Below are 14,669 nucleotides of genomic sequence, written 5' to 3'. Positions count from 1 at the left end.
AAAGCGGCTTACACCGTAACGACGATCTTGCCCATCTGCTCGTTCGACTCCAAGAAGCGATGCGCCGCGACGATATCCTCGAAGGCGAACGTCCTCGCGATCACCGGCCGCAACGCGCCCGATTCGAGTCCGCGCGTAATGAACGCTTTCGCCGCGCACAATCGCTTAGGACTGCTAACGACCTCATGCACGAGATAACCGCGCAAGGTCAGCGTCTTACTCAGGACCGCGAATAGCGGGAACGGCGTCGGCTGTGCGCTGAGGCCGCCGTACTCGATCAGGATGCCGCCGCGTGCCATCGCGGCCGTCAACGGTTCGAAGATGGGACCGCCCACCGCATCGAATACGACGCGAATGCCTGCCGCCCCCGCAATGTCGCTCAAGCGGGCCCCGAGGTCCTCTTCGGCCGACGCGAGCACATGAGCGGCGCCCTGTTCCAACAATGCTTGCCGTTTGGCGGAACTGCGCGTCACGGCGATAGGGACCGCGCCAACCGCATTGGCGATCTGAATCGCCGCCAGGCCGACGCTGCTCGACGCGGCCGTCACGACGACGAACTCCTCCTGGGCGAGCGCCGCGATATCGATCAGCGCGCCATAGGCGGTCAAATAGGACATCCAGACGGCGGCAGCCTCTTCCCACCCGAGCGCCGGCGGATGCTTGACGACGAGCTCGGCCGGAAAATTGGCCCGCTCGCCGTAGGCCGGCCACCGCACCATCGACAACGGCGGCACGATGTTCACCGCATCGCCGGGCGCGAAACCCTCCACGCCATCCCCAACCGTCTCGACGATGCCCGCAGCCTCCAAGCCGAGCCCGGACGGGAACGTAGCCGGCTCGATGTATGTCCCTTTGCGCAGCAGCGTCTCGGCGCGATTGAGCCCGAGCGCCTTGACGCGAATTTGCACTTCACCGCCCGCTGGGCTCGGCAGATCGATCTCTTCGATGCGCAGCACTTCAGGGCCACCGTGAAGATGAAAACGAACGACGCGTGTCATATCGAATCACTCGAAAGTAAATGGATTGAATACACTATGAGCGCAGTCGTTTTGGCAAAAAAGCTCCATCGACTAAAACAGTAATAACCATTGGTTTCGAATCATGGATCGTCTTACCAGCATGGAGGTGTTCGTCAAGGCCGTCGATCTCGGCTCCTTCGCCGCCGCGGCCGATGCCCTCGAGCTATCGGGGCCGATGGTCGGCAAGCATGTCCGGTTTCTCGAAGAGCGGCTCGGTGTGCGCTTGCTGACGCGCACGACACGCAGGCAAGCCCTGACGGAGTTCGGGCGCGCCTATTACGAGCGCTGCCGCATCGTGCTCGCAGAAGCTCAAGCCGCCGATGCACTCGCCGCGGATCAACTGTCGGAGCCGCGCGGCAAGCTGCGCGTGACGATGCCCGTGCATTTCGGCCGGCGCTGCGTCGCGCCGATCCTTTACGAACTGGCGAAACGGCATCCGTCACTGGAACTCGATCTGTCGTTCAACGACCGCTTCGTCGATTTGGCCGAGGGCGACTACGAGCTCGCGATACGAACGGGGGATCTCGAAGACCACGCCGGCGTCGTGGCCCGGCGTGTGGCGCGACAGCGCATGGTGGTATGCGCCGCGCCGCGATATTTGAAAGCGCATGGGCGGCCTCGCGACCTCGCAGCGCTAGCGCGACATCAGGCCGTGATCTACCGCCGCTCGGGGCGCATTCGCCCGTGGCTATTTCCGCGCGAGGACGGCATCGTCGACGAAGTCATGCCATCGAACCGGATTCGGCTCGACGATCTCGATGCCATCGCCGATGCGGCGGCCGATGGGATGGGCTTCGCCTGGGTGCCGCACTGGCTCGTGCGCGAACGAATCCGTGCGGGTACGCTCGTGCAACTGCTGCCTGATCGACGCGAATTTCTTTACGACGCCTATGCGCTGTGGATGCAGACGCCGCATCTACCGTTGCGCGTGCGGCTCGCCGTCGATGCGCTCGTCGCGCAACTGCCCGCTCTCATGGACTAGCCGGGCCGCGGCGGACCCGGGAGCCTGAACGCGTTCTACCCGCCTCTTACATGTTCTTCTTGAACGGCGCACCCGAATGCTCGCGCAACTCGTTGAAGACAATGTTCGGCCACGCTTTTTGCGCGACTTCGATCTCGGAGATATGCGAAGCCAGGTACGTGGGCGCGTTAGCAGCGTCCAGCGCCATGCGGGCGGCGTAGGCATCGGTGAACCGCCGCAACTCCGCGGGGTCGCTGCAGGTTACCCAGCGCGACATCCGATAGCGAGCGGGCATGATGCGCACGTCGACCTTGTATTCGGCCGATAGCCGGTGCGAGACGACCTCGAACTGCAATTGCCCCACGGCCCCGAGAATGATCGAGCCGCCATGGGCGGGACGAAAGACCTGAATCGCACCTTCTTCACCGAGTTGCTTGAGCGCCTCGCCCAATTGCTTCGCGCGCATCGGATCGACGACTTCGACGGTTTGGAAAATCTCCGGCGCGAAGAACGGCAAACCGACGAATTGCAGCATTTCGCCTTCGGTGAGCGTATCGCCCAGGCTCAGCGTGCCATGGTTGGGAATGCCGATGATGTCTCCGGGGTACGCCTCGCTCACGGTTTCGCGCCGCTGCGACAGAAACGTCACCACGTTGTTGGCGCGGAACGTCTTGCCCGAGCGCGTCACTTTGAGCGCCATGCCGCGCTCGAAACGCCCCGAGCACACCCGGATGAACGCGACGCGGTCGCGGTGCGCCAGATCCATGTTGGCTTGCACCTTGAATACGACGCCGGTGAACTTCGTCTCGTCGGGCTGGACCGGTCGCTGCACGGCCATGCGCATCGACGGCGGCGGCGCGAGTTCGACCAGCGCGTCGAGAATTTCCTTGACGCCGAAGTTGTTGATCGCCGAACCGAACAGCACGGGCGATTGCTGACCCGCCAGAAACGCTTCACGATCGAACGCGGGTGTCGCCGCGCAAATGAGGTCGATTTCTTCCTTCGCCTTCTTCCAGGCAAAGCCGAAACGCCGTTCGCCTTCTTCATCGCTCGGGCTCGACAACGTCTCGACGGCGCCGCCGGCCGTGTCCTGCCCCGCACGGAAAACCCGCACCTGATCGCGAGTAATGTCGTACACACCTTGGAATTCCTTGCCCATGCCGATAGGCCAGGTGAACGGCACGGCGGACACGCCGAGATGCTGCTCGATTTCGTCGAGCAGATCGAGCGGCGCGCGCACTTCCCGATCGAGCTTGTTGATGAACGTGACGATCGGCGTGCGGCGGCTGCGGCAGACCTCGAGCAGCTTCAGGGTTTGCGCTTCGACGCCGTTGGCGCCGTCGATCACCATGACCGCGGCGTCGACCGCGGTCAGAACGCGATACGTATCTTCAGAGAAATCTTCGTGGCCCGGGGTATCGAGCAGATTGATGACGGCGTCGCCGTATTCGAACTGCATGACCGAACTCGCCACCGAGATGCCGCGCTGCTTTTCGATCTCCATCCAATCGGAAGTCGCATAGCGATTGCTCTTCCGACCCTTAACGGTGCCCGCGATCTGGATCGCACCCGAAAACAGCAGAAGCTTTTCGGTGAGCGTGGTTTTACCCGCATCGGGGTGGGAAATGACCGCAAACGTGCGGCGGCGCTTGAGTTCGGCAACTGACATCGTGATCGGGGGATATTCGGGATTTGAGCGGCGCGGGGGCGATGATACACGCTCGCCCACCCGCGCGCTCGAACCGGCGCCGGCGCACGATTTCGCGCCGAAACGAAACCGCCGCCGATCAATGCTTCCCGGAAACCCTCACCGTCCGAATGCGGCGACCGGGGCGCCCCGAGGATCAACCGCTTCCTCGTGCAGCGGCGCGCCGCTGCACGGGCGGCCGATCGAGTAATACTCGATGCCGATCTCCTCCATCGCGCTCGGCTCGTACAGATTGCGCCCGTCGAACACGATGGGCTGCTTGAGCCGCGCTTTGAGACTGTCGAAATCCGGGCTCTTGAACGCTTTCCACTCGGTCAGCACGACGAGCGCATCGGCGGCGGCCGCTACGTCCATTTGATCTTCGACGAACGTCAGCCGGGCGAGTGCGGCGGGTTCGCTTCGTAGATCGGCAGCGAATGCCCGCTTGGCTTCTTTCATCGAGACCGGATCGAACGCGACGACACGGGCGCCACGCTCGAGCAACGCTGCAATCACGACCCGGCTCGGCGCTTCGCGCATATCGTCGGTGCCCGGCTTGAATGCGAGGCCCCACACGCCGAATACGCAGTCGCTCAAGTCTTCGCCGAAGCGCGCCACGATTTTGTTGACGAGCACTTGCTTCTGCGCGGCGTTAACCGACGATACCGCGTCAAGAATGCGCAGCGAATGTCCGTAGTCGTGCGCAGTCTGCATCAGCGCGCGCACATCCTTCGGAAAGCACGACCCGCCGTAACCGCAGCCCGCATAGAGGAAGTGATAGCCGATGCGCGGATCGGACCCGATGCCGCGACGCACGGACTCGATGTCGGCGCCCACGCGCTCGGCCAAATTCGCAAGCTCGTTCATGAAGGAGATGCGTGTGGCCAGCATGGCGTTAGCGGCGTACTTCGTGAACTCCGCCGAGCGCACGTCCATGAACAGCATGCGTTCGCGATTGCGGTTGAACGGTGCATAGAGGCGCTTCATCGTCTCTCTCGCACGCTCCCCTGGAACGTCTTCATCGCATCCCACGACGATCCGCTCCGGCCGCGTGAAGTCTTCGATCGCCGCCCCTTCCTTCAGGAACTCGGGGTTCGAAACGACCGAGAACATGCAGTCCACGCCGCGCTGCGCCAATTGCTCGGCAATGGCGTCGCGCACGCGGCGGGCGGTCCCCACCGGCACTGTCGATTTGTCGACGACGACAGTGAAGCCCTCGATGTAGCGACCGATTTCGCTGGCCGCGGCCAGCACGTATTGCAGATCGGCAGAGCCGTCTTCGCCGCTTGGCGTACCGACGGCGATGAAGATCGCTTCGCGCTGCGTCATCGCGCGATGCGGATCGGTGGTGAACGACAGCCGCCCTGCTGTCTTGTTGCGTGCGACGATTTCGTGCAAGCCAGGTTCGTGAATCGGAATGCCCCCCGACTCGAGCAAATCGATCTTGTCCCGATCGACGTCGAAGCAACAGACGTCGTTGCCGACGTCGGCAAGGCAAGCCGCCGTCACGAGGCCGACGTAGCCGCAGCCGATGATGGTCACATTCATGGTGGTGGCCCTTCAAGAAACAACGAGAAACGGGGTGCAATGGATCATGGCGGGGCGCTGCGCGTATGCGCGCGGCCCACCGGCAGAGCGGTTATCAGGCACTAACAAAAAGCTGACAGCAAGGCCAGAAAAATACCGTCAAAATTTCGAACTTCGCACGAGCCGATAATCTTTTCGGATTTTTTTGTGGCACACGCAAGCAATCGGTTCTATGCACCGGCGAAAGTCGGTTACGGTTTTTTTGTCGATTTACTTCCTGTCACACTTTGATGGTGTCAACGCCAGGTGATGATGTGACCTTCTCGATGTCTAGTTGTCCCCGCGAGGGCGAATGCGCTGAAGGCCCGCGCGATGTCGACGCAATCGCCCAATGGGGCCCATGCCGAGGGTACCGGCACGCGATGGTGAGCCGGTCCTGCCATAGGGGGACGAGCGCCGGTCGCGCTTGTTGCGGGGCAAGTTCCGTTAGGAGCGCCGCGCATGCCGAAGGCCGCACGCGCTTGCATTCAGCGCGCACGGCCGAGCCGCAGGGCAGGTATCACGAGCGCGAGCAGCCTCGCGCGCTCCGCTCAGGCGTGGTACAGCACCTCGGGCGGCTTCGCATCGCCGCGGCCATCCGCGTGGGCGTGCCGCAGCCAATCGGGCGTACGGTTGCTGCGGATCAAGCTTGGCTCGATCGTCGCTGGCGCGGCTTGCGAAGCAGCCACAGTCGCGGGGGCGTCGGTCTCGGCCTCGGGCATCGCTTGCGCATTGGGTTGCGGCGCCGCGCTGGCATTGGCGACGACTTCGAGGCGCGGCTGAGCGGCAGCTTCGTGTCGATCGATCCAATCCCGGGCCCAATCCAGGGCGTAGCGCTCGGCGCTGTCGCGATCGGTGAACCGCGGGCCGATCAAGCCGGAGCGTTCGACGCGCCGGCCGTCCTTGACGATTTCGGCCGACGCCCGAAAACTGAGTTGAAACTGCTTCGCGACGGGTTGAGCCGACGCGTGAATCATGTGATGCCGGTATTCCTCGGAACGCTTGGTCACTACCGTCGAATCGACGACCTGTGTGTCGTGCGAACGCTCGTCGCTCGCGCGCAACTGCACGCCGGGCGTGGGCGCGCGCCGAGACGAAGCGACCGGAGCCTCGCCGCGCGCGGTATGGGCGCAGGCGTTCATTGCGGCGCCCCGCTCGTTCGCCTCGTGCCCGTCGACCTCGCCGTTCGTCGATTGCCACGATTCCGGATTCGTCCAGAACACGCCGCGCAAGCGCGGCGACTGGGGCGCCGGTACGGGCGCGGCGGCCTTGGGCGCCACGGTCTGTGCGGCCGCCTCGGGCTGCGGCACATAGGCGAACGTACGGCCGAACTCCGATAGCACCTTGATGATCTTGCTTAAGGTGCCATCGGCCAACCAGTCGTCGAACCGGCGCCGGCAGGTCGGGCCGGAGGGATAGCGAGCCGGCAATTTGGACCACCGCTCGCCTGTAGTCAATATCCAAAGCACCGCGTTCGCCACGACGCGCGGTTCGGCCCGAGGCCGGCCGCGGCGATGCGGATGCACAGGCTCGTCGGCCGCCAGCGGCGCTAGACGAGCCCACTCGTCGTCGGTCAATTCCTCAAAGAACATGTTTTTCTCCACGCAGCCTGGCCCGGCTGCGACACTTGGTCGACGAAAATGGCCTACTCCCGACGACCGCCAGGTTGCACACATTGTTTTGTTCTGGTGTTACTGCGAATCAAAATCGCACATGGTCTGTGCGGTTTTGCCCTCGGTTGACGCACAAAAGGCGTTCTCGCTCGTGCATGGGAAATAACGCAGAAAGCATACCATCGACACGGTGTAACAAAAATCATGCCACGCTAAATATTGCGCATAGCCAATCATCCGAGCGAGGCACCCTGCTCGGTGTGAATTCCTGTGAGAGGTGTCAATATTAGAATATTTTTTGCGGACGGCAATCGGGCGATATGTAACGAAGTGATTCCAAAACGATTTCAGCGATCATAATGACGAGCAAGTCTGTCATCTCGCGCAATAAATCGAACGCGCAACCGTTTGCGCGATGCAAGCGTGCCCCAATTTCAATGCAGATCGGCCACCAGCGATCTCGCGACATCCGGCTTGATTTCGCACGCCGCCACGGGGTAATGGGCGTGATCGCAGCCCAACGCCAGCGGTGCACCGGCCCGAGCGGCACGCCTTTGCGAATCGGTCAATTCGAAACGAAGAAAATGAACAGCGGAAGTTTTTTCACTATTGTCTCGCGGCAAATCTTCGTCCGCGATTGCGTAGACCGGCGCCTCGTTCCCAATCCGCACGAACACCCGGCGCTCTATGCCGATTAGGCGCGCCAGTGCCGCGCGCCGTTCGGCTTCGTTCTCGTACTCGATTTGCATGGTGGCTTTGAAATTGTTACCGTCCGGTACGAGCGGTAAATACGCCGCCAACTCGGCAGCAATTCCCTCTTCGTCGAAAATTTTTTCTATATGCAGCATTTCTTGTATCTGATAGCGGATGGTCGTTTCATCTTCGAACAGAAAAGTCAGATGATTGCCGAGTTGAACGTACCGCCTTTTCTTATGCTCGATCACTTCGGCGCGCACGCGGTCACGAATCTTTGCGTAGGCTTCGAGCGTCAATAAGGAATTGCGTGAGATGGTCATTTACATTTCCTCGCAACTGCATAAACCGGCGCCCTAAATTCCGTATGCTTTGCGCAGAAGCGTCAATGGATGGGCGAGCTGCGGCCCTTCCACTCCCTGCGCTTCGATACCTTGGGCGATATGATGGCCCGCGAGTTGGCAGTCCGACGCAATGTAGGCAGGCAGCGGTTCGGACATCGCCTTGAAAACGGGCTTACCGATTTGCATCGCGGTCGCATGAAATGCCTTCTTCACACCGAACGTGCCCGCATGTCCCGAGCAGCGCTCGACCACCTTCAGCTCGGTTCCCGGTATCAAGGAAAGCATGTCGTACGTTTTTCGGCCCAGGTTCTGCACGCGCCCGTGACAGGGCACGTGATACGACACGGCGCCCAACGCATGCACGAAATCTGTCTTCAACAGGCCGTCCTTATGACGCGCGACGAAGTACTCGAACGGATCCCAGAACGCTTCGGCCACGGCACGCACCTGCGCGTCGTCAGGAAACATCAACGGCAACTCCTGCTTGTACATCAACACGCAGCTCGGGATCGCCGCGAGTAGCGCGAAGCCTTGATCGGCATAACGGGCGAGCACAGGGATGTTCTTTTCCTTTTTGGCCGCCACGCCCTCTAAGTTGCCTTGTTCGAGCAACGGCATGCCGCAACACGCCTCCTTATCGACGAGCACGTACGCGATCTCGTTGTGTTCGAGCACGGCAAGCAAATCGTGGCCGATGCCCGGCTCGTTGAAGTTGACGTAGCAAGTCGCGTAGATGGCTACCTTCCCCGGCGTACGCTCGCCGTCGCGCACCGTGCGTTCGGGCGAAGGCTTCGCATGCGGGCGAAACTTTCGCACCGCGTACGATGGCAGCCAGGCGTTGCGATCGACACCCAGCGTACGCTCCATTGCGGCACGCGCGGGCTTGGTGTCATTGATCGCATTCACGGCCTGCGTGACCACGGGAATGCCCGCCAAATGGCCTAGCGCATCGGTGTTGGAAATCAGTCTGTCGCGCAGTGCCACTTCGCCGCGTCGATAACGCGCCGCCTTGGCACGCAGCATGAGATGTGGAAAATCCACGCCCCACGGGTGCGGGGGGACGTAGGGGCACTTCGTCATGTAGCAAAGGTCGCAGAGGTAGCACTGATCGACCACCTTCGGGAACGCGCTGCGTTCGACATCATGAGCCTCGCCGCTGTCGGTTGCGTCGACGAGGTCGAACAGCGTAGGAAATGCGCCGCATAACGACACGCAGCGCCGGCAGCCGGCGCAGATATCGAAAACGCGAGCGAGCTCCGTATCGATCGCGGCTTGATCGTAGAAGTCCGGGGAGCGCCAATCGAGCGGATGGCGCGTAGGCGCCTCGAGACTGCCTTCTTTGTGGGGCATGGCTGCGCTCCCTGACTGTCCTGTGGCTGCCGCAAGCAGCGCTCGACGCCGGCCGGTCCGAACCGCGCCTTATTCGCGCGACGCAGGCCGCCCCGTGGCGAACGATGGACGACAGTGCAACCCGCGATCAATCGGACAAGGCTTCCAGCGCTTTCGTGTAGCGATTCGCGTGGCTTCGCTCCGCCTTGGCAAGCGTCTCGAACCAATTGGCGATCTCGTCGAAGCCTTCCTCGCGCGCGGTTTTCGCCATGCCCGGATACATGTCGGTGTATTCGTGCGTTTCTCCCGCGATGGCCGCTTGCAGGTTTTGCCGCGAGGTGCCGAACGGCAGTCCCGTGGCCGGATCGCCTACCGCTTCGAGATATTCCAGGTGACCGTGAGCATGTCCCGTCTCGCCTTCGGCCGTGGAGCGAAACAGCGCCGCCACGTCGTTTTGACCCTCGACATCGGCTTTCGCCGCGAAATAGAGGTAACGGCGATTCGCTTGCGATTCGCCGGCAAACGCAGCCTTGAGATTGTCTTCCGTCTTGGAGCCTTTCAACTGAGCCATTGTGAGCCTCCTTCATGGACAGGACCCGCGCGTCGGCTCTGGCGGCCGATCATCCTCTGCGGTATGGGGAGCGCGCGCGCAACATCGGGCGCGAGGCAGCGCGTCGCATATTGAATCTAGGATGAACGCAAACCGTTCCCCAATTGGCAATTTCTATGCGGGCGATAGTGCTTGCTCGTCCCGTCGGGACATCGCTCGATTCTCATCGCAGCGCGACAGCGTGCGGACCCGAATAGCGGAAACGGCCGACCGAGGCGTGCTCGATCGACCGTCACAGGCTGCGGCTGGCGCAGGCGTCGATTAGCGCTCCTAACTGTTCCTCCGATCGCTATTGCTCGAGACGGATGTCACGCGACGAAGCGCCTACGTAGAACCGCCCGCCATTGGCGATCTTCCAACCGTTTTTGCTCGTGTCCCAGATACGCCGCATTTGTGCGGGCACCGTCACGCGCACACGGCGCATCTCACCCGGGTTCAGGCTAACCTTCTCCCATCCGACCAGGCGCTTCGGCGGTTCGACCGGATCGCTCAAACCTGCCAGGTAGACCTGCGGGACTTCGGCGCCGGCCACGGGACCATCGTTGCGCAGCGAGAACGAGACCGTCGTCGAACCGTCGAAGTTGGGATGAACGCGCAGATCCGAATAAGCGAAGTGCGTGTACGACAGACCATGCCCGAACGGGAACATCGGCTGGATGTTTTGCGCGTCGTACCAGCGATAGCCCATCTTGAGGCCTTCGGCGTAGACCGGGTTTTGTGCAGGCGTGCCGTTGTTCCAGGTAGGCGTATCCGCATCGCGCAAGGGGAACGTGACCGGCAGCTTGCCCGAAGGATTGACCTTGCCGAACAGCACGTTGGCGATCGCATTGCCGCCGCCTTCGCCCGGGTACCAGGCTTCGACGATGGAAGACACTTGATCCTTCCAGGGCATCAGAACCGGGTTTCCATTTTCGAGCACGACGATCACGTGAGGGTTGGCCTGCGCCACGGCCTGGACAAGGGCGTCCTGATTCGACGGATTGGAAAGCGCCAGGCTGTACAACTCGCCGAAGTCCTCGCCGGAAGGTTGCGTGACGACGACGATCGCGACATCGGACTGCCGCGCCAAGTTCACGGCCGCATCGATTTCCTGTTGCGTGTACGCCCTGAACGGCGATTGCATGTCTTCACTGCCGGCGAACGTGACCGTCGCCCCCGGAGCGAGATTCTTGATGGCCGCCGTGAGGGGCGTGGGCACCTTGATCCATGGGTTCGGCCACCAGCTGCAACCCGTCGACGTCGGGAAGGTGAGCCCGCCGCAACCGGGGAATGCGCCGGTCACGGGATCGCGCGTATCGCCCGAGCCGCCGCCGGTGATGACACCGACGTCGGCGTGCCCGCCGATGACCGCGATCTTCTTCACGCTGGCCGCATCGAGCGGCAACTGCCGATCTTGATTCTTTAGGAGCACGATCGATTGCTCTTCCGCGTGCTGCGCGAAACGTCGAGCGGCGTCGAAATCGATCGGCTGGCCGCCTTTGGCCGGGTCGTCCATCACACCCGTGCGAATCATGACATAGAGCTTGCGCCGCACCATGTCGTCCAGGCGTGCTTGCGTGATCTGATTGCCGGTCAGCGCCTGCTTGACGAGATCAGGAGTCAGAAATACGGTCGGGCCGACATCTTCTTCCTCGTCCAGCCCTGCGTTGATGGCCTTGGCCGTGCTGTGAGCGGCGCCCCAATCCGATTGCACCTGGCCCGGGAAGCGCCAATCGCCCTTCAAGACGTCGTTGAGCACGTGCGAGTTTTCACACGCGTAATCGCCGTTGATCTTGTTGTAACTGCACATTACGCTGCCGGGCCGGCCCTGCTTCACGGCAATCTCGAAGGGCAACAGATAGAGCTCGCGCAGCGTGCGCTCGTCGATCGTATCGTTGCCGCCGAACCGATTCGTTTCCTGCTCGTTGCCGACATAGTGTTTGACCGTGGCGATGACGCGATGATCCTGGGTCGCGCGCGTGCGCGCCGCCAGCATCTCGCCCGCAAGCACGGGATCTTCGCCGAGATACTCGAACAAACGACCGCCGCGCGGATCGCGCGCGAGGTTCGTGCCCCCGCCTAGCCCCATCGAGAAGCCTTCCTCGCGCAATTGATCGGCGATGGTGCCGCCGAAACGATAAGCCAGGAACCGATCCCAACTGGCCGCGAGCGCGATCGTCGCGGGAAACGTCGTGCTCGGCTGCACCGTGCTGCCCGAGCCCGTGGCCGAGTCGACCATGTTGATATCGGGAATGTGAAGGCGCGGCACCCCTTGGATATAGCCTGCGCCGCCGCCCGGCACATCGCTCATCTGGTATTTCGAGTGGATCAGTTGCAACTTCTCGTCGAGCGTCAACTGCCGCACCAGCATATCGGCGCGGCGATGCGCCATGTCGTCCATGAACGCACTGTCGGCCACCGGCTCGACCGCGTGCGCCGCGGATTGAGCGAACAGACACAGTGCAGCGGAAGCGATTGCGAGGGATAAACGTTTTGCCTGCATGGGCTTGTCTCCGTGATTGATGGCTTGGTGATGCACCGCTTCGCAACGGGCGCAATACGCCGCGCATGGGCGAGCAAACGCGCGGGACTGAGGTCCCGGCACAAAGCGTCTTACGGATGAAACTGAGTCATGCGGCGCAGCGGCGATTCAAGCCGATGAGGACTTTCGGCAGAAATAGCCGGACGCGTGGATGTAGCCAAACTTCGGAACTAGTAATAGCGCATAAGTAGCCTTACTACAAGGTCCCATTGAAACTATTTCGAATCGGTTCCGATATCGACCCGGAAATAGGCATATGTTACTTATCGTCGCCGACTATGTGAGACGCATAAAGCGTCACCGGAAAAAATGATGCGATGGAGAAAGATGGGCGTGCGCCGCGGCATGGCTCGCGACCTGCAATAGGCCCGGCCGCACTGAGTGAGGCCACGGAGCGCGGCACGCAAGCGCGGTACAGGAGTCGGCCGAGGAGAGCGGGCCGGCTTCACTTCTTTAGTAGTCGCTTTATATCGTCGGACTTTATGTTGTTACTGAATATCTTTATTGGCTCGTCAGCGAACGGTCGAGATCTTTTGATCTTGCATTTTTTGCCCGAGCGCCGACGATCCCGGTGTTTTCGCGAAACGTATCCACTTATATAGTTTCATCGACTGTCAATTGACTTATCGGAATTCGTCACATCGCGCCGATGCGATTTGGATCGAATGCCTTTGAGCGCGACCGAACGAAGCCGACATCGATTCGACCACGGCGTGCTGCAGTGGCTCTTTACCTTGCTGCCGTTCGATTTCTCACGTGGTGCTGCCGCGTCGAGCAGCCTCGCCCGGCCCCTGAAATGAAGCCCGCGTTTGCCGAATGCGATGGCTAGCCGCGAAAGTTCCCAATCGCATGCCTACAATGCAAGCTAATGGGGCGTCGCAGTCGCCGGCGGGAGCGATCGTACGGTTGACTTGCGTGGGTCTCGCGCACATCCATCCAGGAGAGGACACATGACGATCGAGGCAAGTCGTAGTATCGCGGCGCGTTGGGTCCCGCGTCGCTCCCGGTTCGCTCGTTACGCTGTCGCGTCACTAGCGGTGGCATTGGCGGCGGGATGGCCGCCCCGGGCCGCGTTCGCCGGTGCAGAGGCCCAAGCGATCAAGGTCGGGGTTCTCGCACCCTTGTCCGGCAGCTATAAAGACGCGGGCGTCGATATCGTCGATGGTGCGAAGCTCGCGGTGGAACGGATCAATGCAGCCGGCGGCGTACAGGGCAAGAAGCTCGAATTGGTCTCGCAAGACGATGCTTGCGACCCCGATCAGGCGGCGCAAGCGGCGAGCAAGCTTGCGGCTTCCGGCGTAGTGGCCGTCGCGGGCGGGTACTGCTCGAGCGCCGCCTTGCCGGAGCTGCGTGTATTGCATGATCGGCATGTCCCATACGTACTGGATGCTTCGACGTTTCCGCAACTGACCGAACACGGTTGGCACAACGCGTTCCGCACCATCGGGCGCACCGACGCGCAAGGTGCGCTCGCGGCGAGCCTCATGAAGGGGGCATTGCATGCCAAGCGAGCGGCCGTCATGAACGACGGTAGCACTTACTCGCAGGGACTCGCCCAAAGCGCGGTCGGCGCGCTCAAACGCGGCGGTGTCGACGTGGTGTATGACGACGCGATCTCGCCCGGACAGAAGGACTACCTCGCCACGGTGAAAGCGGTGGCCGAGAAGAACCCTGACGTGCTTTACTTCACGGGGTATTACACCGAGGCGGCGGTGCTTGCGAGAAATTTGCGTGAGGCCAAGTCGGGTGTCGGGTATTTCATGGGCAACGGCGCGGCGGATCGCTCGCTCATCGAAAAGGGTGGCGAGGCTGTCGAAGGCATGATCGTGACGACTTCCCCATTGCCGCAATTTCTCGACAACCCACGCGCGCGCCAGTTCGTGAAAGCTTACCGGAAAGCATATGGCCGCGAACCGGGCCCGTATTCCGTGTATGAGTACGACGCGGTGGGCGTTACCGCGGAAGCGATCAAGCACGCGAAATCGAGCCAGCCCGCGGATATCGAGGCGGCGTTGCATGCACTGAAGAGGTACGACGGAGCGACGGGCGACATCGCGTTCGATGAGAAGGGAGATCGCGTCGATGCGGCGTTCATGGCCGTGACGGTGCGCGACGGTAAGTTCGAACCGTATGCGCGGCTTGACGGGAACGGCCAGTGGGGGCGGTGAGATGCGAGTCACACAATAAAGCGCAGCCCGTCCGCATTTGAAACGCGCATATTACAAACCGAAAGGCACTTGCTACGACGATGCGAAATATCGAATAAGAAATTAGCGCGCTCGCTGCAAGGGTGGATATCCATTAGAATGCCGCTTCGTCGCAAGGC

At 61.8% G+C, this 14,669-nt stretch carries 10 protein-coding genes; 2 read left to right on the top strand and 8 right to left on the bottom strand.

Going from position 1 to position 14,669, the window contains the following annotated elements:
* Positions 1–8 precede the first annotated feature (8 nt).
* Complete coding sequence (locus tag QQS38_RS20335; RefSeq protein ID WP_479647153.1) at positions 9–998, bottom strand: zinc-dependent alcohol dehydrogenase family protein; 990 nt, start codon at positions 996–998, stop codon at positions 9–11.
* Positions 999–1,101: 103 nt separating this feature from the next.
* Here QQS38_RS20335 and QQS38_RS20330 point away from each other — a divergent pair, with 103 nt between their 5' ends.
* Positions 1,102–2,001, top strand: coding sequence for a LysR family transcriptional regulator (locus QQS38_RS20330; RefSeq protein ID WP_479647152.1), 900 nt, complete (start codon positions 1,102–1,104; stop codon positions 1,999–2,001).
* Positions 2,002–2,047: 46 nt separating this feature from the next.
* Here the strand turns inward: QQS38_RS20330 and QQS38_RS20325 are convergent, their stop codons facing one another.
* The 7 genes from QQS38_RS20325 to QQS38_RS20295 form a co-directional block, all read right to left on the bottom strand.
* On the bottom strand, positions 2,048–3,649 hold the full coding sequence (locus QQS38_RS20325; RefSeq protein ID WP_479647151.1) for a peptide chain release factor 3: 1,602 nt from the start codon (positions 3,647–3,649) through the stop codon (positions 2,048–2,050).
* A 138-nt stretch (positions 3,650–3,787) separates the two neighbouring features.
* Positions 3,788–5,215: a UDP-glucose dehydrogenase family protein gene (locus tag QQS38_RS20320; RefSeq protein ID WP_479647150.1), complete on the bottom strand. Its 1,428-nt coding sequence runs from the start codon at positions 5,213–5,215 to the stop codon at positions 3,788–3,790.
* A 569-nt stretch (positions 5,216–5,784) separates the two neighbouring features.
* Complete coding sequence (locus QQS38_RS20315; protein ID WP_479647149.1) at positions 5,785–6,825, bottom strand: transposase; 1,041 nt, start codon at positions 6,823–6,825, stop codon at positions 5,785–5,787.
* A gap of 455 nt (positions 6,826–7,280) precedes the next feature.
* Positions 7,281–7,862 (bottom strand): DUF3501 family protein, encoded by a 582-nt coding sequence (locus QQS38_RS20310; RefSeq protein ID WP_479647148.1) that lies wholly within the window; start codon positions 7,860–7,862, stop codon positions 7,281–7,283.
* Between the two features lie 33 nt (positions 7,863–7,895).
* Positions 7,896–9,233: a heterodisulfide reductase-related iron-sulfur binding cluster gene (locus QQS38_RS20305; RefSeq protein WP_479647147.1), complete on the bottom strand. Its 1,338-nt coding sequence runs from the start codon at positions 9,231–9,233 to the stop codon at positions 7,896–7,898.
* Between the two features lie 127 nt (positions 9,234–9,360).
* A complete protein-coding gene (locus QQS38_RS20300; RefSeq protein WP_277429438.1) occupies positions 9,361–9,783 on the bottom strand; it encodes a rubrerythrin family protein in 423 nt (140 codons plus the stop codon).
* 328 nt (positions 9,784–10,111) lie between these two features.
* Entirely contained in the window at positions 10,112–12,304 is a 2,193-nt protein-coding gene (locus tag QQS38_RS20295) for a beta-glucosidase (protein WP_479647146.1), read from the bottom strand.
* 989 nt (positions 12,305–13,293) lie between these two features.
* On the opposite strand from QQS38_RS20295, the gene QQS38_RS20290 reads away from it, so the two are divergent.
* Entirely contained in the window at positions 13,294–14,511 is a 1,218-nt protein-coding gene (locus QQS38_RS20290; protein ID WP_479647145.1) for a branched-chain amino acid ABC transporter substrate-binding protein, read from the top strand.
* The last annotated feature ends 158 nt before the right edge of the window (positions 14,512–14,669 follow it).

It is taken from the genome of Trinickia sp. Z7, from assembly GCF_056498045.1.
The sequence above is the reverse complement of the archived record's forward strand: the minus strand, read 5'-3'. Positions and strand labels throughout refer to the sequence as shown.